21 protein-coding genes and 1 other annotated feature are annotated in these 21932 nt (G+C 42.7%); all 21 genes read right to left on the bottom strand.

Features of this window, described 5'->3' with window-relative positions:
* Window positions 1-31 precede the first annotated feature (31 nt).
* Window positions 32-667, bottom strand: a complete 636-nt coding sequence (gene pyrE, locus UP17_RS07445) for an orotate phosphoribosyltransferase (protein WP_061462355.1) — start codon at window positions 665-667, stop codon at window positions 32-34.
* Window positions 661-1377, bottom strand: coding sequence for an orotidine-5'-phosphate decarboxylase (gene pyrF, locus UP17_RS07440; RefSeq protein WP_061462354.1), 717 nt, complete (start codon window positions 1375-1377; stop codon window positions 661-663). Before pyrF ends, pyrE begins: the two co-directional genes overlap by 7 nt.
* Window positions 1349-2290 (bottom strand): dihydroorotate dehydrogenase, encoded by a 942-nt coding sequence (locus tag UP17_RS07435; RefSeq protein ID WP_061462353.1) that lies wholly within the window; start codon window positions 2288-2290, stop codon window positions 1349-1351. Before UP17_RS07435 ends, pyrF begins: the two co-directional genes overlap by 29 nt.
* Entirely contained in the window at window positions 2287-3066 is a 780-nt protein-coding gene (locus UP17_RS07430) for a dihydroorotate dehydrogenase electron transfer subunit (RefSeq protein WP_061462352.1), read from the bottom strand. Before UP17_RS07430 ends, UP17_RS07435 begins: the two co-directional genes overlap by 4 nt.
* On the bottom strand, window positions 3063-6269 hold the full coding sequence (gene carB, locus UP17_RS07425; protein ID WP_061462351.1) for a carbamoyl-phosphate synthase large subunit: 3207 nt from the start codon (window positions 6267-6269) through the stop codon (window positions 3063-3065). The genes UP17_RS07430 and carB overlap by 4 nt, the downstream gene beginning before the upstream one ends.
* On the bottom strand, window positions 6248-7354 hold the full coding sequence (locus UP17_RS07420; protein WP_061462350.1) for a carbamoyl phosphate synthase small subunit: 1107 nt from the start codon (window positions 7352-7354) through the stop codon (window positions 6248-6250). The genes carB and UP17_RS07420 overlap by 22 nt, the downstream gene beginning before the upstream one ends.
* Window positions 7351-8637, bottom strand: a complete 1287-nt coding sequence (locus UP17_RS07415) for a dihydroorotase (protein ID WP_061462349.1) — start codon at window positions 8635-8637, stop codon at window positions 7351-7353. The genes UP17_RS07420 and UP17_RS07415 overlap by 4 nt, the downstream gene beginning before the upstream one ends.
* Window positions 8600-9535: an aspartate carbamoyltransferase catalytic subunit gene (locus tag UP17_RS07410; protein WP_061462348.1), complete on the bottom strand. Its 936-nt coding sequence runs from the start codon at window positions 9533-9535 to the stop codon at window positions 8600-8602. The genes UP17_RS07415 and UP17_RS07410 overlap by 38 nt, the downstream gene beginning before the upstream one ends.
* Window positions 9536-9737: 202 nt before the next feature.
* A complete protein-coding gene (locus tag UP17_RS07405) occupies window positions 9738-11027 on the bottom strand; it encodes a solute carrier family 23 protein (RefSeq protein WP_061462347.1) in 1290 nt (429 codons plus the stop codon).
* Window positions 11028-11203: 176 nt separating this feature from the next.
* Complete coding sequence (gene pyrR / locus UP17_RS07400) at window positions 11204-11749, bottom strand: bifunctional pyr operon transcriptional regulator/uracil phosphoribosyltransferase PyrR (RefSeq protein ID WP_061462346.1); 546 nt, start codon at window positions 11747-11749, stop codon at window positions 11204-11206.
* A gap of 193 nt (window positions 11750-11942) precedes the next feature.
* A complete protein-coding gene (locus tag UP17_RS07395) occupies window positions 11943-12860 on the bottom strand; it encodes an RluA family pseudouridine synthase (RefSeq protein ID WP_061462345.1) in 918 nt (305 codons plus the stop codon).
* On the bottom strand, window positions 12853-13323 hold the full coding sequence (lspA, locus tag UP17_RS07390) for a signal peptidase II (RefSeq protein ID WP_061462344.1): 471 nt from the start codon (window positions 13321-13323) through the stop codon (window positions 12853-12855). The genes UP17_RS07395 and lspA overlap by 8 nt, the downstream gene beginning before the upstream one ends.
* A 223-nt stretch (window positions 13324-13546) precedes the next feature.
* Complete coding sequence (ileS, locus tag UP17_RS07385; protein ID WP_061462343.1) at window positions 13547-16315, bottom strand: isoleucine--tRNA ligase; 2769 nt, start codon at window positions 16313-16315, stop codon at window positions 13547-13549.
* Between the two features lie 87 nt (window positions 16316-16402).
* Window positions 16403-16645 (bottom strand) — a binding site (T-box leader).
* Between the two features lie 63 nt (window positions 16646-16708).
* Window positions 16709-17224, bottom strand: coding sequence for a DivIVA domain-containing protein (locus UP17_RS07380; RefSeq protein WP_061462342.1), 516 nt, complete (start codon window positions 17222-17224; stop codon window positions 16709-16711).
* Between the two features lie 85 nt (window positions 17225-17309).
* On the bottom strand, window positions 17310-18083 hold the full coding sequence (locus UP17_RS07375; protein WP_061462341.1) for a YlmH family RNA-binding protein: 774 nt from the start codon (window positions 18081-18083) through the stop codon (window positions 17310-17312).
* Window positions 18084-18218: 135 nt separating this feature from the next.
* On the bottom strand, window positions 18219-18485 hold the full coding sequence (locus UP17_RS07370) for a YggT family protein (RefSeq protein ID WP_034313862.1): 267 nt from the start codon (window positions 18483-18485) through the stop codon (window positions 18219-18221).
* Window positions 18486-18491: 6 nt separating this feature from the next.
* On the bottom strand, window positions 18492-18956 hold the full coding sequence (locus UP17_RS07365; RefSeq protein ID WP_061462340.1) for a cell division protein SepF: 465 nt from the start codon (window positions 18954-18956) through the stop codon (window positions 18492-18494).
* 21 nt (window positions 18957-18977) lie between these two features.
* Window positions 18978-19649 carry a YggS family pyridoxal phosphate-dependent enzyme gene (locus UP17_RS07360; protein WP_061462339.1) on the bottom strand — a complete coding sequence of 224 codons (672 nt, stop codon included), beginning with the start codon at window positions 19647-19649 and terminating at the stop codon, window positions 18978-18980.
* Window positions 19650-19651: 2 nt separating this feature from the next.
* Entirely contained in the window at window positions 19652-20479 is an 828-nt protein-coding gene (gene pgeF, locus UP17_RS07355; protein WP_061462338.1) for a peptidoglycan editing factor PgeF, read from the bottom strand.
* 55 nt (window positions 20480-20534) lie between these two features.
* A complete protein-coding gene (locus UP17_RS07350; protein WP_061462337.1) occupies window positions 20535-20804 on the bottom strand; it encodes a YlmC/YmxH family sporulation protein in 270 nt (89 codons plus the stop codon).
* Window positions 20805-21035: 231 nt separating this feature from the next.
* Window positions 21036-21815, bottom strand: a complete 780-nt coding sequence (gene sigG, locus UP17_RS07345) for an RNA polymerase sporulation sigma factor SigG (protein WP_061462336.1) — start codon at window positions 21813-21815, stop codon at window positions 21036-21038.
* Window positions 21816-21932: the final 117 nt, after the last annotated feature.

Here is a 21932-nt window from a genome sequence, read left to right as displayed (position 1 = left end):
CCAATCCTGAGTGATTGGGCCACCTCCATTTTCATGCTGAAATCCAAGCAGTATCTGCCGGATTCTCCCGCCATTTTTTTAGCTTTTCCAATTCATCTGCTGTGATATACCCTTTTTCATTTGCGACTTTTATCAAAGTCGAGTAGTCACTCAACGAATGGTTAGTGATACCCTCAGCATTGAATTTTTCTTTTCCCTTTTCCAATTCGTAAGTAAAGATCGAAACAACTCCAAGAACCTCACAGCCAGCTTCTTTTAGTGCGTTAACAGCAGTAATTACACTGCCTCCGGTTGAAATCAAGTCTTCCACAACTACAACTTTTTGTCCTGGAATAGCTCGGCCTTCGATTTGATTGCCCTTTCCGTGCTCCTTAGCTTTGGAGCGAACATAGCACATGGGTGCATTTAATTTTTCACTCACCCAAGCTGCATGCGGAATGCCGGCAGTTGCTGTGCCTGCGATCAGTTCAGCCTCAGGGAAATGCTGTTCAATCAACCCTTTCAACCCTTCCGCTATTTCCTTCCGGACTTCTGGGTACGAAAGGGTCAAGCGGTTGTCGCAATAAATGGGTGATTGAATTCCAGATGCCCAAGTGAAGGGGTCATTCGGCTGTAGGTACACTGCTTTTATTTCCAATAAATGTTCAGCTATCTTTTGATTTAACATGAAATTCCCTCCCAAGCTGCTTTCATATCCAAATAGGCCTTTAATGGATCTTTAGCTCCCGTTATGGCTCTCCCGACAACGATGGCATCCGCTCCAAAATCCCTTGCCTGTTCAGGCGTGGCAATTCTCTTTTGATCATGCGTCTGTCCACCTGCACTTCGGATTCCAGGTGTGACTGTTAAGAATTCAAGTCCGATTCGTTCATGTATGTTCTTTACTTCATGAGTGGAACAGACAACGCCATCCAATCCTGCCTGTTGAGTAAGCTTTGCATAATGGAGGACCGAGTCCTCCAGAGAACCGGCAATGTTTTGCTCAACGTTCATTTGTTCTTGTGACGTGCTTGTCAGTTGGGTAACCCCTATGCATAAAGGACGTTTTTTTCCAGCTGACGTTCCTTTATCCAGACCCTCCATAGCTGCTTCCATCATCTTTTGACCACCCGCAGCATGTACATTGACCATGTCAGCTCCTAAAGTTGCCAAACCTGTCATGGCCATTTTGACCGTATTCGGAATATCATGAAGTTTCAAGTCCAAAAACACATCATGGCCTTGCTCTTTTACGTAAGAAATAATTGCTGGTCCATTCTGATAAAATAATTCCATCCCCACTTTTACAGCGAGTTTTTCGGAGGGGAACTGACTCAAAAATCTTTCCGTTTGAATGAGGTCCGGGAAATCAAGGGCGATAATTAGTGACTGCTTCATTCTGCTTCCAGCTCCTTCCGGTACATTCTGAAATATGGTCAAACCCAAGCTCATCCAACAATTTCGGTAATTCTTCGATGATGGTCGGGCATACAAAGGGATCCACGAAGTTGGCGGTTCCCACCGCAACAGCACTGGCACCTGCATAGAAAAATTCAATGACATCTTCTGCTGTAGCGATTCCGCCCATTCCGATTATTGGAATCGACACTTGCTGGCTCACTTCATAAATCATCCGGAGCGCAACAGGTTTTATTGCAGGACCAGATAACCCACCCGTTCTGTTCGAAAGAATCGGCCTGCCGGTTTTTAAATCCAAACGCATGCCGACTAATGTGTTTATCATTGTCAACCCGTCAGCCCCGCCTTCTTCTACAGCTTTGGCCATTTCCACAATATTACTGACATTCGGTGAAAGCTTCACATATACAGGAACCGAAGATACTTCCTTGACCGCCTTGGTTACCTCTTTGGCAACTTCCGGTACCGTACCGAAAGCTATGCCTCCTTCTTTAACATTCGGACAAGAGATATTCAATTCGAGTGCCTTTACATTCCCCACCTTACTTATGTCACTGGCAACCTTTACATAGTCAGCTATTTGTGAACCCGCAACGTTAGCGATGATAGGGACATCATATCCACCTAACCAAGCCAGTTCTTCACTGATGACTTTTTCTAAACCTGGATTCTGCAGACCGATGGCGTTCAGCATTCCCGAAGAGGTTTCCGCAACACGCGGAGTCGGGTTACCGAACCTCGGCTCAGGAGTGGTCGCTTTAATCATGATCGCCCCAAGAATATCCAAGTCAAAAAATTGACTGTATTCACGGCCGAACCCAAAGCATCCAGATGCTGGCATGACTGGATTTTTCAAGTGTAATCCTGGTAACTCAACTGAAAGCCTGCTCATAATACCACCTCTCCTGCCCGGAATACGGGTCCATCGCTGCATACCTTTTTGTAACTGAAACCAGTTGGATCATCCCCTGTATGACATACGCAGGCAAAGCAAGCACCGATGCCGCACCCCATCCTTTCCTCGAGGGACAGGTAAAGCTTTTTTTCACGATAGCCCGCTTCCAATGCTTTTAGCATTGGTGTAGGCCCGCATGAAAAGATCGTTGCAAACTCCTGTTCCAGGTTGTCAATCACAGTCGTAACAAATCCCTTTGTCCCATATGAACCATCCACTGTGGCAATATGGGTATCACCTAATTCACTAAACTCTTTCTCGTAAAAGATGGCTGACTTGGTCTGGAAGCCCAATACATGGATCACCCTGACACCATTTGCAACCAACATCTTTGATAATTGATACAGGGGTGGGACACCAATCCCACCACCAACCAATAATGCCGTTTCGCCTTTTTTCGCTTCATGAACAGGGAATCCGTTGCCAAGAGGACCTAAGATATCGACCGCTTCTGCCTGTTTACGCTGTGATAACAGCGTCGTTCCTTTACCTTCAGCCCGGTATATCATCGTGAACTGTTTTTCACTGCTGTTATAAGAAGAAATTGAAATCGGGCGTCTTAACAATGGCTCTGTGCCTTCTGTTGTCTTGACTTGGACAAACTGGCCTGGTTGTTTCATCTCTGAAACCAGTTCTCCTTGAAGAGTAAGTTCAAAGATGGATGGGGCCAGTTCTTTATGAGTTAACACCTTCATTCTTTCCTTCTTGATCATATATGGCTCACCTCACGACTTTTTTCCGTTTTTCCCATTGCCTCTGCCGAGAAGGTCATGGATTCTATCACTCTTAAAATGGCTTCTGCCGTATCGAGGGATGTAAGGCATGTCACTCCATTCTCAACCGATTCACGTCGGATTCTAAAACCATCGCGTTCCGGCTGCTTCCCTTTGGTCAAAGTGTTTATGACGAATTGTGCTTCCCCGTTTCGGATAACATCCAAGAGGTTTGTGCCTACTTCGCCAATTTTACCAACAATCGCAGTCGGTATTCCGGATTGCTCCAATAAGGCAGCAGTTCCGCTGGTGGCTATCAGCTTGAAACCGATATTATGGAAGCGTTTTGCTAAAAGAAGCGCTTCTTGCTTATCTTTATCAGATATCGTCAATAATACCGAACCATGCCCCTCAATCTTGAAGCCGGAAGCGACCAGCCCTTTATATAAAGCCTTTTCAAGTGTGCTATCTTTTCCCATTACTTCACCAGTCGATTTCATTTCAGGTCCGAGTGAAATGTCCACACCTCTTAATTTTGCAAAAGAGAAGACCGGAACTTTTACATAGACCCCAGTTTGTTCTGGCACTAATCCGGATTCATACCCCTGGCTTTTAAGTGAGTGGCCCAGGATGACCTTGGTGGCTAAGTTAGCCATCGGCACATTCGTAATTTTACTTAAGAATGGAACGGTTCGGCTCGAACGTGGATTTACTTCAATGACATACACTTCTTCATTGCTGATGACATATTGAATGTTCAAGAGACCAATTATATTCAAGCCTTTTGCCAATCTTGTCGTATAGTCTATGATTACCTCTTTTTGTTTTTCCGTTAGATTTTGAGGCGGATAGACTGCAATCGAATCACCGGAATGGACGCCGGCACGTTCGATATGCTCCATTATTCCTGGGATTATGACCGTTTCTCCATCGGAAATTCCATCGACTTCGACTTCCTTACCTGTTAAGTAGCGATCTATCAGGACAGGATGATCTGGATTTATCTTCACAGCATTTTTCATGTAATGCAGTAATTCCTCTTGTTTATAGACGATTTCCATCGCTCTTCCCCCGAGTACATACGAAGGCCTTACTAATACCGGGTAACCAATGTCTTCAGCAATGACGATCGCTTCATCAACCGATGTTGCGGTTTTACCCTTCGGCTGCGGAATGTCTAAATCCTTAAGGGCCTTTTCGAACTTATTACGGTTTTCCGCCCTATCCAGGTCTTCAAGTGAAGTACCAAGGATCTTCACTCCTCTTTCAACAAGACCATCTGCAAGGTTAATCGCCGTCTGTCCACCAAACTGGACAATGACCCCTTCTGGTTTTTCCAAATCGATGACATGCATGACATCTTCAAGAGTCAATGGTTCGAAGTAAAGTTTGTCGGAGATACTGAAATCCGTCGAAACTGTTTCGGGATTGTTGTTGATGATGATCGCTTCATACCCCGCTTCTTTGATGGCCCATACTGAATGTACTGTCGCATAATCAAACTCTACACCTTGTCCTATACGAATTGGGCCAGACCCCAGGACAATGACACTTTTCTTTTCAGTAACGATGGATTCATTTTCATCTTCGTATGTCCCATAAAAATACGGTGTTTCCGATTCGAATTCCGCAGCACATGTATCGACCATTTTGTAAACAGGGATGATCCCTTGTTGTTTCCGGTACTCATAGACGTCAATTTCGGGAACTTCCCAAATTTCTGCGATCGTTTTATCAGAAAACCCTAGTTCTTTAGCCTTTTGCAGAACTTCACGATCAAAAGAATGTTCTTGAAGCTCCTTCTCAAAGTCGATTATCTTTTTCAACTTGTGCAAGAAGAATAAATCGATCTGGCTCCATTCGTGAATGGTTTCGATCGTTTTCCCCCTTCTTAATGCTTCGCCGATATAGAATAACCGTTCATCTCCCGCTTTTCGGATCCGCTTCTCTATTTTTCCATCCTCAAACTCGTCATTCAATTCAAGATGGTATATACCTGCTTCAAGGGAACGTACAGCTTTTAAGATGGATTCTTCGAATGTACGGCCGATTGCCATAACTTCTCCGGTCGCTTTCATTTGTGTCCCAAGCCTGCGATTTGCGCTCTCGAACTTATCGAAAGGCCAACGCGGAATCTTCGTAACTACATAGTCTAGTGCCGGTTCGAAGCTCGCATAGGTTTTGCCTGTGACGGGGTTCATCATTTCATCAAGCGTTAAACCGACTGCTATCTTTGCTGCTAGCTTCGCAATTGGATATCCTGTTGCTTTTGAAGCTAGTGCTGACGAACGGCTGACCCTAGGGTTCACTTCAATGACATAATATTGATAGCTGTTCGGATCAAGCGCAAGCTGAACATTGCACCCACCTTCAATTTTCAAGGCACGGATAATTTTTAAAGACGTATTTCTAAGCATTTGATACTCTCTGTCACTTAATGTTTGGCTTGGTGCGGCAACTATTGAATCGCCTGTATGGACACCTACAGGGTCGAAGTTTTCCATATTACAAACGACAATTGCATTATCATTGGAATCACGCATCACTTCATATTCCACTTCTTTGCAACCGGCAATGCTCTTCTCAAGCAGACATTGGTGAACCGGACTGCTTTTCAGGCCACCCTCAACAATCTCGATCAGTTGCTCTTCGTTATCACAAATCCCACCGCCTGTTCCGCCAAGCGTGAAGGCCGGACGAACAATGACCGGATAACCGACTCGTTCCACGAATGTATAAGCCTCTTCCAAATTATGAATTATGTCGCTGTCAGGTACTGGTTCCCCAAGATCGTTCATTAGGGTACGGAAAAGGTCACGGTCTTCGGCTTGTTGGATAGCGGAAAGTTTCGTTCCAAGAATTTGCACATTGCATTCTTCAAGGATTCCTGCTTCGGCAAGCTCGACTGCCATGTTCAATCCAGTCTGTCCGCCCAGGGTAGGTAATAGTGCATCTGGACGCTCTTTACGAATGATTTTGCTGACAAATTCCAATGTGATCGGTTCGATATAAACCGCATCGGCCATTTCACTGTCTGTCATGATTGTAGCCGGGTTAGAGTTAATCAGGATCACTCGATAACCTTCTTCTTTTAAGGCTATACATGCTTGGGTTCCTGCATAATCGAACTCGGCGGCCTGTCCGATGACGATCGGACCGGAACCAATTACTAGGATGCTTTTTATATCAGTGCGTTTTGGCATGTTTTTTCCCCCTTGGTGTTTGCAGCTTCAATCATTTGTAAGAATTCATTGAATAAGTAGTTGGCGTCTTCCGGTCCTGGTGATGCTTCCGGGTGATATTGTACGGTGAAAGCCGGGTATTTTTTATGGCGCAGCCCTTCAATCGTATCGTCATTCAATGCTGTATGTGTCACAATAAGATCAGTCTTTTTAATGGAAAGCTCTTCAACTGTGTATCCATGATTTTGAGATGTGATGGATATCTTCCCGGTACGAAGGTCTTTAACCGGATGGTTAGAGCCTCGATGACCGAATTTTAATTTTTCCGTATCCGCCCCGTTTGCAAGTGCGAATAATTGATGTCCTAAACAGATTCCGAATAACGGCACTTCCGTTTGGATTGTACGAATCATTTCAAGCGTTTCATGAACACTTTTCGGATCTCCAGGACCGTTTGAAAGCATCACACCATCTGGGTGATATTGCATAACTTCCTCAGCGGTAACGTTATAAGGCACAACCACGACATCACAGCCCCGCTTCGTTAACTCACGTAAAATCCCATGCTTCATGCCATAGTCTACAAGAACTACCCGCGGGCCTCTGCCCGGGCTTGAATAAGGTGTTTTTGTTGAAACCTGTTTCACTTGATTAGAAGGAATTACCGTTGCTCTCAATTGGGAAACAACCTCTTCGGCATCTTTATTGATATTGCAGAGCGCTCCTTTAAGTGCACCAGATTTCCTGATGATCCTTGTCAGCTTTCTCGTATCGATTCCGCTTATTCCAGGTATGTTCTTCATTTTCAGATATTCATCAAGAGATGATTGGTTTCGCCAGTTTGAAGGAAGTTCTGCTGTTTCCTTAACGACGAATCCTGATATCGCCGGATTTATGGATTCAAAGTCATCCCGGTTTATCCCGTAGTTCCCGATCAATGGATACGTAAGTGTAACGATTTGACCGCAATAAGATGGATCGGATAGAATCTCCTGGTACCCTGTCATTCCTGTGTTAAAAACGACTTCACCTATTTTTTCTACGTCCCCTCCGAATGCTTCCCCAAGGAAAACCGTACCGTCTTCTAAAATTAGTTGTCTTTTCATCCTTGAACACGTCCTTTTTCCCAAACTGTTTTTCCTTCTGCAATCGTCATGACTGGCCAGCCATAACATTTCTTTTCATTAAAAGGTGTATTTTTTCCTTTTGAAGCAAACTCTTCATTATTAATTCCTTTTTCCGTTTCCAAATCGATGAGCACGATATCGGCTGTAGCACCTTCCTTTAGCTCTCCATAAGGAAGCGAGAAACTTTCAGCTGGTTTGACCGTCAGGAAATCGACCAATTGCTTTAATGTTAGGACGCCCTTTTTAACCAATTCGGTGTAAAGCAACGGGAAGGCCGTTTCCAATCCCACTATTCCGAAAGGAGCTAGCTGCATTCCCTGCGCTTTTTCCTCAGCCGCATGCGGTGCATGGTCTGTTGCTATAAAATCGATGGTTCCGTCAAGCAGTCCTTCTATCAGCGCGTCCCGATCTTCACGACCCCTTAATGGCGGGTTCATTTTATAATTCGTATCAAGTCCCGGTATATCATCTTCACACAATAATAAATGATGCGGTGTAACTTCGGCTGTGACACGAATACCTGCACGTTTGGCATCCCTCACCGTTCTAACCGATTCCTTCGTGGATATATGGCAAACGTGATAATGACAGTTTGCCGCTTCCGCAAGGAGGATATCCCGGGCAATATGTACAGCTTCACATACTGACGGAATTCCATTGATCCCCTGTTCCTTTGAGAATCTTCCTTCATGGACGGAGCCTTTATTGATCAAGCTATTATCTTCACAATGAGCGACTATGGCCATATCCTGTGCGGCTGCCCGTTTCATCGCTTCAAACATCATCCCGGCTTCTTGAATTCCTACGCCATCGTCCGTAAAGGCGAAAGCACCCGTTTGTTTTAATGAAGAAAAGTCGGTCAACTCCTTGCCGGCTTCCCTAATCGTTATGGATGCATAAGGGAGGACCCTGACATGCGCCGTTTCTTCAATTTTTCGGTTAAGAGCTTCAAGATTTTCCACTGTATCAGGAACTGGCCTTGTATTAGGCATTGCCGCTACCGTAGTGAAACCGCCTCTTGCCGCTGCAAGCGTTCCACTTGCGATTGTTTCCTTATGTTCACCGCCCGGTTCGCGCAAATGGACATGCAGGTCAATAAACCCTGATGTAATAAGTAACCCTTCAGCGTCAACAACCTTACAATTTTCCGTTGATAAGTTCTCGCCGATTTTTGTGATGACCTTTCCTTCTAATTCAATGTCCGCTTTTTTGAATGAATTTTGATTATCTAGCAATACTCCATTTTTGATTACAGTTTTCATGGTTGATTCCCCCTTCGGATTGTTCAAGCACATTTTTCAATACGGCCATTCTTATGAACACGCCATTTTCCATTTGTTTAAAAATTCTTGAGCGGCTGCATTCGACTAATTCACTGTCTATTTCAACACCACGGTTTATTGGTGCAGGATGCATGATGATCGCACCCGGTTTCATATTTTTTTCACGTTGTTTGGTCAGACCAAAATTCTCCAGATAATCTCCATTTGCCTGGTCGTATTTTTCGATATGCCTTTCATGCTGGATTCTAAGCAGCATGACTACATCCGATGTCGCCATCGCTTGATCGATGTCTTCATATCTTCCTAAACTGTTGGTTCTGTCAAACCATCCAGGCGGACCTGAAAATACGACATTCGCTCCTAAACGAGTCAATGCTTCTGCATTCGATTTTGCAACCCGACTATGCCTCACATCCCCGATTATCGCAATCTTCAGACCCTCGAAACTTTTAAACTCTTGTTTTATCGTCAATAAGTCAAGTAATGACTGGGTTGGATGATTTCCGCATCCATCCCCTGCATTGATTATCGGAATACCGATTTTCTCTTTCAACTCGTCAAAATAATTATCCTGCTCATGACGGATGATCAAGGCATTGACGCCTATTGCTTCGAACGTTTTAACAGTGTCATATAAGGTTTCCCCTTTTAACACGGATGATGTACCCGCATCAAAAGGAATGACCTCAAGACCCAGTTTTCTTTCAGCCATTTCAAAGCTTGATTTTGTTCGTGTGCTTGGTTCAAAGAACAGATTGGCAACTGTGGTCTGCTGTTTTGGATTCCAGCCAGATCCGTTGGCAAATCCTTCAGCCTCATGTAATATTTTTTCAATGTCAGTTATAGTCAATTCATTCATCGTAAATAACATTTTCATCGATCCTGCTCCCTTCACATTTGTGATGCGGGGGATAAAAAAACACCCCGCCATTAAGGATAGGGTGTAGGTCATAAAGAATTGTGAGTACGAGGAATGGTTCATCATTTTATCCCGTTCTCATTCATCTTTATAGCAACACCCTTTTAAGCCTCTCTGGACTTCTTTTAAAAGGTGATCTATTGTTTTGATGCAGTTTCACTTATTTTTCAAAGATGTCTCCGGATATTTTTTCCCGGTCCGGAAGAATCAAGTTAAGAAGGATCCCGACGATGGCTGAAAGTGCCATGCCGGAAAGCGATACTGTTTTCGATAGTTGTACAAACGCGCCTCCGATTCCTAACACCAGTATGACTGAAGCTATCATCAGGTTTCTTTTCTTGTCAAAATCAACCTTATTATCAATCAGCATCCTTAAGCCACTTGATGCGATGATTCCGAAGAGTAAGATGGAAATGCCGCCCATCACTGCTGTAGGTATCGAGCTGATGACTGCTGAAATCTTACCGTTAAAGCCAAAGATGATTGCAGTTAACGCTGCCCCCCCGATGATATAAACACTAAATGCCTTTGTCATGGTCAGGACCCCAATATTTTCACCGTATGATGTGAGCGGTGGCCCACCGATTAAGGAACCAATCATGATTCCTGCCCCATCTCCTAAAATCGAGCGATGCAAACCAGGCTTTTCCAAAAAATTCCTTCCGACTACTTTGCTCAGTACCATCTGGTGCCCGATATGTTCTGATAAAGTGACGACGGCCACAGGGACCATGATCGCAATGACTTCCCATGAGAAGGTCGGTGTATAGGTTATATAAGGAAACATGAATTTCGGCATTTCCCACCATTGTGCAGATTTAATTGGTTCATAATCTATAATTCCCGCAACTGCTGAACAGCTGTAGCCAACTATTATTCCCATTAATATAGGAATCAAGTTAATGAACCCCTTAAAGAACACGTTGCAGATGATGGTTACCGCTAAAGTTATTAGCGCTATTATAATATAAGTGACACTGTAATTTTTTTGCGGATCATACATCGCCATGTCCACGGCCGTTCCAGCGAGGCTTAACCCGATTACAATGATAACTGGGCCAACCACAACCGGAGGAAGCAAATTCATTAGCCAGCGCAATCCTACTTTTTGGATAATCAAAGCTACTATCCCATATATGAACCCTGCTGAAAAACAGCCGATCATGGCCGCTTCCGGTCCTCCTAAAGCCTTTGCCGCAATGATTGGCGTAATGAAGGCAAAAGATGAACCGAGATATGCAGGAATCTGACCTTTGGTAATCAATAAGTATGAAAGTGTTCCTAATCCGCTTGAAACCAGTGCTACCGCCGGGCTTAACCCAACCAAGAATGGAACCAGTACCGTTGCTCCGAACATGGCGAACAGATGCTGGATGCTTAACGTTATCCACTGGCCAGCCTTTGGCACGTCCTCGACATCCAGTACGATGTCCCTTTTTGTTTCTTCCATTTCCGAATCCCCCTCATGAAAATTGCATCAAGACTGCAAAAACCCTCTTTGCAGTTTATACAAAGAGGGTTTCTCAGAAGGCGGAATGCCTATACATAGACACAACTCTCCCGATTGACTCCCTTTGCCAGCCTCTCTGGACTGTCTTTAAAAGGGTTATGAAATTTTCATGTTGTTTATTTTTCTAATATAGTGACTTGATCTATTTCATCTACTTCTGTTAAAGTAACTGTAATTTTTTCAGATTGGGAAGTCGGAACGTTTTTCCCAACGAAATCCGCACGTATCGGCAGTTCCCTATGTCCCCTGTCAACTAATACCGCGAGCTGGATTTGCGAAGGTCTTCCCAAATCCACCAGAGCATCCATTGCCGCTCTAACGGTTCTGCCGGTAAAAAGAACATCATCCACTAAAATCACTTTCTTGTTGCTGATATTGACCGGAATGTCTGAACCTTTTACTACGGGTTCCCCATCATTGGACTTTTTCGAGAGGTCATCGCGATAAAGTGTAATATCCAGTTCACCCAGCTCTATTTCCTTACCTTCTATTTGATTGATGCGCTTTGCAAGCCGGTCGGCGAGGAAAATCCCGCGTGTACGGATCCCGATTAAGACGCAATTTTCAATACCCTTATTTTTTTCAATAATTTCATGGGCAATTCTCGTCAAGGCTCTGCTAATGGCCTGTTCATCAAGTACTATGGCTTTCTCATTCAACATGTCGGCCACCCCGATTCCCTATTTCTGATTGGTTTTCTTCAATAAAAAATCCTCATGCCAAGAAGGCATGAGGATTTTATCGCCATGGGTAGAATTATCCCAATTTGCGCATCCGTTTCCTTCTCAGTCTCTCTGAACTGTGTTAAAGGTTCTTATTAAGTTGTTATTATAATATATCAGAAAAACGTATTTGTCAATCCTTACTTCTACGCAATTGATTAATTAGATTTTCAAACTCTTCCGGAATCGGAGCTTCGAACTCCATATACTCATTTGTACGTGGATGAATGAAACCCAGAAGACCAGCGTGCAATGCTTGTCCATCTAATTTCAGGGTCTTTTTCGGACCATATTTCGGATCTCCGGCAAGTGGGAACCCAATGTATTTCATGTGAACACGGATTTGATGCGTCCTGCCTGTTTCAAGCTGGCATTCCACCAAAGTGAAGTCATTGAAACGTTCAATGACCCGGAAATGTGTAACAGCATTTTTGGAATTTGAATCTGTGACAGTCATGCTTTGGCGATCCTTTTTATCCCGGCCGATCGGTGCATCAATTGTTCCGAAGTCATGAGGGATCACTCCATGAACTACAGCTTGATACTTACGGGTAACCGTTTTGTCAACAAGCTGCTGCACAAGTTTTTCATGTGCCATATCATTTTTTGCAACCATCAATAGACCTGATGTATCTTTGTCGATTCGATGGACGATTCCAGGTCGCATCACACCGTTGATTCCAGAAAGATCGTTGCAGTGAGCCATCAAGCCATTTACAAGCGTGCCTGATACATGTCCAGGTGCTGGGTGGACGACCATACCGCTCGGTTTATTAACCACGAGTACATCAGCATCTTCATAATAGATATCCAAATTCATTTCCTCTGCTACTGCATCCAATTCCTCAAGTTCAGGAATCGTCACTTCGATCGTATCGCCAGGAATAGCTTTGTAATTCGTCTTTATAGCCGAGCCATTTACTAAAACATGGTCATCTTTAATCCATTGCTGGACCTGAGTACGTGACCATTCCTCATTCAAAGTGGAAAGAGCCTTATCAATCCTAACTCCTTTTAGTGTTTCATCGATGCTGTATAACCTTTTATCCATTATCTTTCTCCTTAGCTTTTTTTTCTTCTAAAAACATATGAATCACGAGCAATCCGACACCAATTGAAAGCGAAGCATCAGCAACATTAAATACCGGGAAACTGTAGCTGAAAATATAGGTATGAACGAAATCCACTACTTCCTGACGAGCAACACGATCGATGAAATTACCAATCGCACCGCCTAGCATGAGAGCAAGTGCAACTCCAAGCAAACGGCTTTCCTTCGCCATCTTCTGAATATAATAGACAAGTCCAATAATGACAGCGATGGTGATGATGTAGAAAAACCACATTTGACCTTGTAGAATTCCCCATGCTGCCCCACGATTACGATGCGAGGTGATATATAGAAGGTTTTCAATAATTTCAATGCTTTCTCCGTACTCCATTTTTTGCACAATCATCCATTTTGTCAGCTGATCGAAAGCTATGACCAAAAGGGCTATTAAATAATAAAACACACTTTTTCCCCCAAACTAATCAAATCTTCACTTTTGAATTGTAGCATAAACTAGAAATAATAACTAATACGAAAAACAGAAGTCTGTTTTTTATAGTACGGATAATACCTGGATAATGAAGAAAAGGTCAACATTCCCTAATGTAGGATGCTTACAGCCCTTTCTGTTCTATTTCCCACAAAAAAGCCGGTCCCTTCATAAGGGACCGGCCTTCCTTTTGGAATTATTGATTCACATAATGCTTCTTCACGACTGTTGCACAACGTGGGCAAAGTGTTGGATGTTCTTCCACTTGACCTACTTCTTTCGAAACATTCCAGCAACGTTCACACGTTTCACCTTCTGCTTTTGTGACAAGGATCGCAATATCCTCTAGTTTAACCGCTTCTGCCGGGGCATTTGCAACATTGCCAGCGATTTCAAATTCGGAAACGATGAATAACTGTTCAAAGCTTTCCTTAATGCTATCGAGCAAATTCTTCGTTTCTTCATTAACATATACCATCACTTTTGCGTTCAGTGATTTTCCGATGACTTTTTGGTTCCGGGCTTCTTCTAATGCTTTCAGCACATTATCACGGACATTCATGAACGCAGTCCATTTTTCTTCAATGATTTCAGCATCATCGATGGAAATTTCCTTAGGCATCAATGTCAACTGTACACTTTCTTCCGTCACTCCCGGAATGAAAGCCCATACTTCATCAGCTGTATGTGAGAGGATTGGTGACACCAATTTCGTTAAGCTGACCAATGATTCGTAAAGAACCGTTTGAATGGCCAAACGCTCTTTTCCATTTGGTGCTTCACAATAAAGAATGTCTTTCGCATAATCAAGGTAGAACGAACTTAAATCCTGTGTGCAGAAATTATTGACCATATTATAAATTGTGGCAAACTCATAATTTTCATAACTTAGCTTCGATTGTGTGATCAGCTTATTCAATTTAACTAGCATGTAACGGTCTACTTCAGGTAATTCTTGGACTGCCACTTTATCGGTTTCTGGATTGAATCCATCCAAGTTCCCTAACAAGAAGCGGAATGTATTACGGATTTTCCGGTACACTTCAGAAACTTGTTTTAAAATAGGATCGGAAACCCTGACATCCGATTGGTAATCCACCGAAGCAACCCAAAGGCGTAAAATATCTGCACCAAGTTGGTTCATGACCTTAGATGGCAGGACGACGTTCCCAATCGACTTACTCATTTTACGACCTTCGCCATCCAATGCGAACCCGTGGCTCAGCACGCCTTTATATGGCGCTTTGCCTGTGACCGCAACACTTGTTGAAAGTGATGAGTTAAACCAGCCGCGGTATTGATCGGAACCTTCTAAATAAAGATCAGCAGGCCGCTGCAGGTCGTCTCTTTCTTCAAGTACCGCCTGATGAGAAGAACCGGAGTCGAACCATACATCCATGATATCCGTTTCTTTCGTAAAGATACCATTCGGGCTGCCTTCATGTGTATAGCCTTCAGGCAGAAGATCTTTCGCTTCACGCTCAAACCAGATGTTTGAACCGTGTTCGCGGAATAGGTTTGAAATATGGTTGATGGTTTCATCCGTAATGATCGGCTCGCCATTTTCTGCATAAATGACTGGAATTGGCACGCCCCATGCACGTTGACGGGAAATACACCAATCCCCGCGGTCACGGACCATATTGAATAGGCGCGTTTCACCCCAAGCGGGTACCCATTTTGTTTCTTCAATTGCTTCCAGAAGTTCACTGCGGAAGTCTTTGATTGAGGCGAACCATTGTGCCGTTGCACGGAAGATCGTTGGTTTCTTCGTCCGCCAGTCATGTGGATAAGAGTGTGTAATGAACGTCAAGTTCAATAACGCGCCTGCTTCTGTTAATTTTTCAGTAATTGGTTTATTAGCTTGATCATAAAATAATCCAGCAAATTCTCCTGCCTCTTCCGTCATGACCCCTTTTTCATCTACAGGACAAAGTACGTCCAAGCCGTATTTTTGCCCAATGATAAAGTCATCTTCACCATGTCCAGGTGCAGTATGAACACAACCCGTACCAGCTTCAGTTGTTACGTGCTCACCCAACATCACTAAAGATTCGCGGTCATAAAGAGGATGTTTGGCAACAGCGCGGTCCAACTCGCTCCCTTTTACTGTTTTCAAGATAGACGGGTTATCCCAGCCTAAAGTTTCTGTAACCGATTCAAGTAGCGCTTCGGCAATTAAGAATTTTTCATTTTCGACAGCCACTACTACGTAATTTAATTGCGGATGCAATGAGATACCAAGGTTAGCCGGGATCGTCCAAGGAGTTGTTGTCCAGATGATGATCTTTACGCCTTCTTCGATTACACCTTTGCCATCTGTGACTTCAAAAGCAACATAGATCGATGCAGAACGTTTGTCTTGATACTCAATTTCAGCTTCGGCAAGGGCCGATTCACTTGATGGAGACCAGTAAACAGGTTTTTTTCCTTTATAAATATAGCCTTTTTTCGCCATTTCACCGAAGACCTTGATTTGCTGTGCTTCATATTCAGGCTTTAATGTGATATAAGGATTATCCCAATCACCACGGACCCCAATTCTCTTAAACTGCTCACGTTGATTGTTAATCTGAACGTAAGCATATTCTTCACAAAGCTTTCTGAATTCGGCAACGCTCATTTCTTTCCGTTTCACGCCTTTTTTTGTCAATGCCGTTTCGATTGGCAACCCATGCGTATCCCAGCCAGGTACATACGGTGCTTGAAAACCGCTCATCGATTTAAAACGGACAATGAAATCCTTTAAAACCTTATTCATTGCATGGCCCATATGGATATCGCCGTTAGCATATGGTGGTCCATCATGCAAAATGAATAAAGGCCGTCCTTCCGTTTGTTCTTGCACTTTTTTATAGATGTTCATTTCATTCCATTTTTCTTGGATTTCCGGCTCACGTTTCGGTAAATTCCCCCGCATTGGAAATTCAGTTTTAGGCATCAATAAGGTATCTTTGTATTCCATTATAAAATCCTCCATCCATCTTTATAAAAATTCATTCGAACCGATGACTTGATATCCGGCCAAAATAAAAAGCCCCCTCATCCCTAAAAAAGGGACGAGAAAGCTTTGCTTCCCGCGGTACCACCCTGGTTAGAAAGATTCACAAAGTGAATCCAACCTCTCGAGCATTCGTAACGTGAATGAAACGCTTCATTTACTTTCTGCAAAAGCAGGTTCAACTCAGAACTCAAGGGTGATCTTCAATATCTTCGCTTATTCCGGGCTTTCACCATCCCCGGTTCGCTAAAAATAAGTGTGTGAAGAATTTACTTTCCCTGTCATCGTCTAATGTCATAATGAATAGTATTGTTAAAAAATTATATGCGAAAAAAGTGTTCAAAGTCAAGGAATCGTTTAAATTTCCTCTTCCACTTTCTCATTTAATTCTATTTCAGTCGCATCTACTTCATAATCCAGCAGATGGTCCCAATCGTCATTGTCCAGCAAATCCAGCTGCGCTCCGACAAGCATTTTAAAACGTGTCCGGAATACTTTGGATTGCTTTTTCAAATCTTCGATATCCATCGCTATTTTCCTTGCTTTCACAAGTGACTCATTGACGATCCGGTCCGCATTTTTCTCTGCTTCCTTTATGATCAGTTTCGCTTCTTTTTGGGCATTGCGCCTTAATTCTTCGGCTGCCTCTTGTGCGACAATAATCGACTTATTAAGTGTACCCTCGATTGTCGTAAAATGTCCCAAACGATCATAAGTCTCGTTCAGCTTATCCTCAAGTTCTTTCTTCTCTCTCAAAATCAATTCATAATCCTTAATGACCTGATCGAGAAATTCATTTACTTCATCTTCATCATACCCTCGAAATACTTTGTTAAATTCCTTGTTATGTATATCTATCGGGGTTAAGGGCATTACGGCACCTCCAGAACGGTTTCTACTCTAGTATGTTAAAACTCTATATTCGACAATAAATGTATGAATCCTGCTTGATATTGAATTATTTTTGTCTGCCTAACGAGATTCTCCACTTATCCTTCTTGGTTTTCCCATCAATTGAAGCTATTTTACATCTGCCAAAACCTCTGATTGAAAGTGTATCACCCTCACGGCATTCTTCCGAGACGTTTTCCGTTTGCTTGAAATTAACCTTTACTTTTCCTGATGTTATCAAGGCCTGGGTTTTTTGACGGGACATATTCAGGACGGACGATAGGACACTGTCAAGCCTAAGGGAACTGACTGTGGTGACTTGCTCTTCCCATTTTTCATTAACTTGGATGATATTCTCGATTGGAAGCCTTTTGATTGAAACGGAAGCGCTACCTATTTTTTCCAGGTTTCCTGTGAGGTATAAATCCATCTCTCCGGCAGCGATAAATTGAATATGCTCCTCCGTCACTATTATATCACCAAATTTTTCACGTTTTACCCCTAGTGACATCAAGGTTCCAAGTATTTGCCTATGTTCAAGCGTAACAAACTTTTTTGGATAGGAGATATCGTATAAGGAGATATTGAAATCCGATGGTTCAGGAGAGTAATAATCAGGGTAAATGAGCACACGCTTTCGCTCTACGAAATCGCTCCCGCCATTAAATTGCAGTTTTGCATCCGGATCATTCCCTAATAAGGAAGTAAGGATTTCCTGCTGGCGCGGATCAAGAAAATCAGATAGTTTCGGAGCGTAGGAATTCTTGACCTGATCGATCCAATTCATTGCCTGATCAATAAAATCTTTTTCCTCCGGCCTGAAATGCTGATAAATACTCATGATTGAATAAATGCTCCTTAGTTATCAAATTAATGGTCGATCATAAGGAATTGATTAAATTGTTCTTCGTTGCTACTACACAGCGGAAATTTTCCGACTGTGTAGTAATATGCATGTCAGGTTAATTGTTGTTGATCATCCTATTAAAGTCTGTAGGTAATAGATTCCATAACCGCTGGCAAAGTTAAGCACCAGCAGGGCCACAAGCGGTGAAAGATCAATCATGCCAAGTGGCGGTATGAACTTTCTGAACGGTTCTAAATACGGTTCGCAAATCTTTTCCAGGAATTGACCAATCGATGTCTCCCTTGCGTTGGGGAACCATGACATCAATATGTAAACGATTAATGCCATTGAATAAATTTCAATTAAATAATATAAACCTTGAAGCACTAAACCCATTAACCATTACCACCTCGCTTCTTCGTACTCCTCATCGGCGGCGAAGCCGGTAATATTACCGGAAACATCGACGTTGTCCGGGGTACATAAGAATATATCTGTTCCGATTTTTTGGATGTCCCCGCTGATTGCATAGACAGTCCCACTTAGAAAATCGATGATTCGCTTTCCTTGATCATGCTGGATTCGTTGAAGGTTCACAACTACTGCACGTCTATTTTTTAAATGGTCAGCTACCTCCTGGGCTTCTGCATAAGCTCGAGGCTCCAATAATACTACTTTAGAAGATTTCTGTACGCTTTGCAAACTTACGATATTCTGATTGGTATTATTCCCTGCAGAAGCGGGCTGCTGTTGTTTAGCTGACTTCACGGCTTTAGGTTCAGCCTCCTCTTCTTCCAACTCTTCATCCTTGTACTCATACTCATCATCCAGCGCGAAATAAGATTTAAATTTTGATACGAATGACATCTATAGCGTACCTCCTTAAAATTATTCGCCTACAAGTGCAGTACCAATCCTAATCATTGTAGCGCCTTCCTCAATGGCAATCATGAAATCATTGGACATCCCCATGGACAATTCAGTGCAGGGAGCATGCTTCAAACCGGCATTTTGTATCTCCGCCTGGATGCCCTTTAGTTTCCGGAAGCACTCCCGCAAAACCTGTTGATCATCAGTCAATGGAGCCATCGTCATCAATCCTGCAACATTCACCTTATCAAAATGAGATAACCCTTTTATGAAATCCATTGTCGCTTCAGGATTCAAGCCATGTTTTGATTCTTCACCTGAAACGTTCACCTGCACTAAACAGTTTATCGGCTCATTTGCACGTTTTTGAATTTCTTCTGCCAAAGAAATGCGATCCAATGAATGGATATACGCAATTTTATCGATGACATTTTTTACTTTGCGTGTTTGCATGGAGCCAATATAATGCCAGTTGGGCTTGTCCTTCAGCACTTCATATTTATTCAATAGCCCTTCGTCACGGTTTTCACCCAAATCGCTTATTCCCGCTTCCAATGCTTCCTTTGCTCTCTCGACCGAAACATATTTTGTCACTGCGATTAATTTTATACCTTCACGGTCCCTGCCACTATTTTCACATGCTATATTTATTTTTTCTTCGATGTTTTTTAAATTGTCCACTACTTTCACTGTTACCCTAAATCCTCCTTCCAACCGATAAAACTCATCAATCTACCTGTCTTTCCGTTATCGCGGCGATGTGAAAAAAACAATTCATGATCACAGCTTGTACAGTATGATGAAACGTCGATCTGACTTTTTGGAATTCCTGATTTTTGAAGAATCAATGCATTAAGTTGCTTAAGATCCAATCGATATTGTCCTTCACTGATTAAATTATAGGGCTTTTCGTCATTATCTACCAGCAAATTCTGCACTAAATCGATGACTTTAGCATCAACTACATAGCACTTAGAACAAATCGACGGCCCAATAACAGCAAATATCTCCGTTGCCTTTATACCCTCATTTAGCCATGCCTCAACCATTTTTCGTGCAATTCCATTAACGGTACCCTTCCAGCCGGCATGTGCCACCCCAATCAAACCATGTGCCGGAGCAAGAAAGTATAAAGGCACACAGTCCGCATAGCAAAGAGTCAATAAAACATTTTGATCCTTCGTATAGAATCCGTCAGTTGCCTTAAAGGCTGAATCATAATCCATTGAACCCCTCCCGCCATCGCGTTCGGTAACATGATGGATTTTCGTTTCATGCGTCTGCTCGGCCCCTACCCATTCATTAAGCGGAAACAACAGCTTATCGGCTAAAATCCTGCGGTTTCCCTGGACATCTTCAAGCTTATCCTTGACATGAAAACCGGTATTCAATGTTTGGAAATCCCCTGAACTGACTCCCCCATTCTTTGTGGTGAAGCCCGCTACGAGCTGGAGATTTTGTTGTCTCCAGCTGTCAATGAGCATATATTGGTCTTTTATTAAAACAAATGGCTCTTTCATCCTTTAACCTCTTTATTTTTTAGTCTAGTGTATCATATAATTGCGCCATGTACCTTTAAAACCGTTCATCTTTCAGCTCAGCTTGAAATACTGTCTGATGTTCAACAAGAATGACATCCGCACCTATTTTTTTTATTTTGCGCCATGGGATTACTATATCCTGTTCCCTGCCGAAGAAGCCCATTAGCCTTGTTCCATTTGAAACGATGATGGCCTCTATTTTCCCTGTGGACGTATTGATTTCAAGATCTGACATATTACCTAGTTTCTTTCCATCCGCTATATTGACGATATCCTTAATTTGAAATTCGGAAATCCTGGTCACATCACTCAGCTCCTCAAAATTTCATCATAGATGTTGGTCCTATTCCTATGTATATGACATGATTCACTCAAGGATGAAGAATACGATAAATAAACGTCCATTCATTTCATGACTTCCCTTCTGAAAGGGGTTTTTCACAAAATAAAAAAGCCGCTATGGAAAAGTTGCTGATAAGCGGGTAATCGGCATTTGCCCTACCCGCTTCAGCTAACTTTTTCTCATGTCCAGCTTCTACTGTTGGATATTTTTATTCATTTGTTTGATTGCCGCTTTTTCCAATCGGGATACCTGCGCTTGTGAAATGCCAATTTCCTCGGCTACCTCCATTTGCGTCTTCCCTTGGAAGAAACGTTTGCGAAGGATCATTTTTTCCCGGTCATTCAACCGTCTCATTCCTTCATTTATAGCTATCTCATCAATCCAGGTACTATCTTTATTTTTTTCATCACTCAGTTGGTCGAGTACATAAATCGGATCCCCGCCATCATTATAAATCGGTTCAAAAAGGGAAACTGGATCTTGTATAGCATCTAGTGCAAAAACAATTTCTTCATGAGGTACTTCCAACACCTTGGCGATTTCTTCAGCTGTCGGCTCACGAAGGGTCTGGCTTATGAGCTTTTCTTTTACCTGTAAAGCTTTGTAAGCGATGTCTCTCAAAGAACGGGATACCCGAATAGGATTATTGTCACGAAGATATCTTCTGATTTCTCCAATAATCATCGGTACAGCATACGTTGAAAACTTAACATTTTGACCTAGGTCAAAGTTATCTATCGACTTCATCAACCCTATACAGCCTACCTGAAATAGATCATCTACATACTCTCCCCGATTGTTGAAGCGTTGAATGACGCTTAGAACGAGTCGAAGATTCCCGTTTACCAGTTTCTCTCTTGCTGAAATATCGCCATTTTGCAGTTCTTTGAAGAGTTTTCTCATTTCTTCATTCTTTAAAACCGGTAATTTTGATGTATCCACACCGCAGATTTCAACCTTATTACGAGACAAAATTATTCCCTCCTCACAGGAGCGCTGTACAAAAAACAGTATTTCCGCGGGAGGAAAAAATATGCACATGGCTAGAACTGAAAATCACCATTATTTTTCATTATGGCTGCCAAAGTA

Source organism: Peribacillus simplex (genome assembly GCF_001578185.1).
Taxonomy (GTDB): Bacteria; Bacillota; Bacilli; order Bacillales; family DSM-1321; genus Peribacillus; species Peribacillus simplex_A.
The sequence above is the reverse complement of the archived record's forward strand: the minus strand, read 5'-3'. Positions and strand labels throughout refer to the sequence as shown.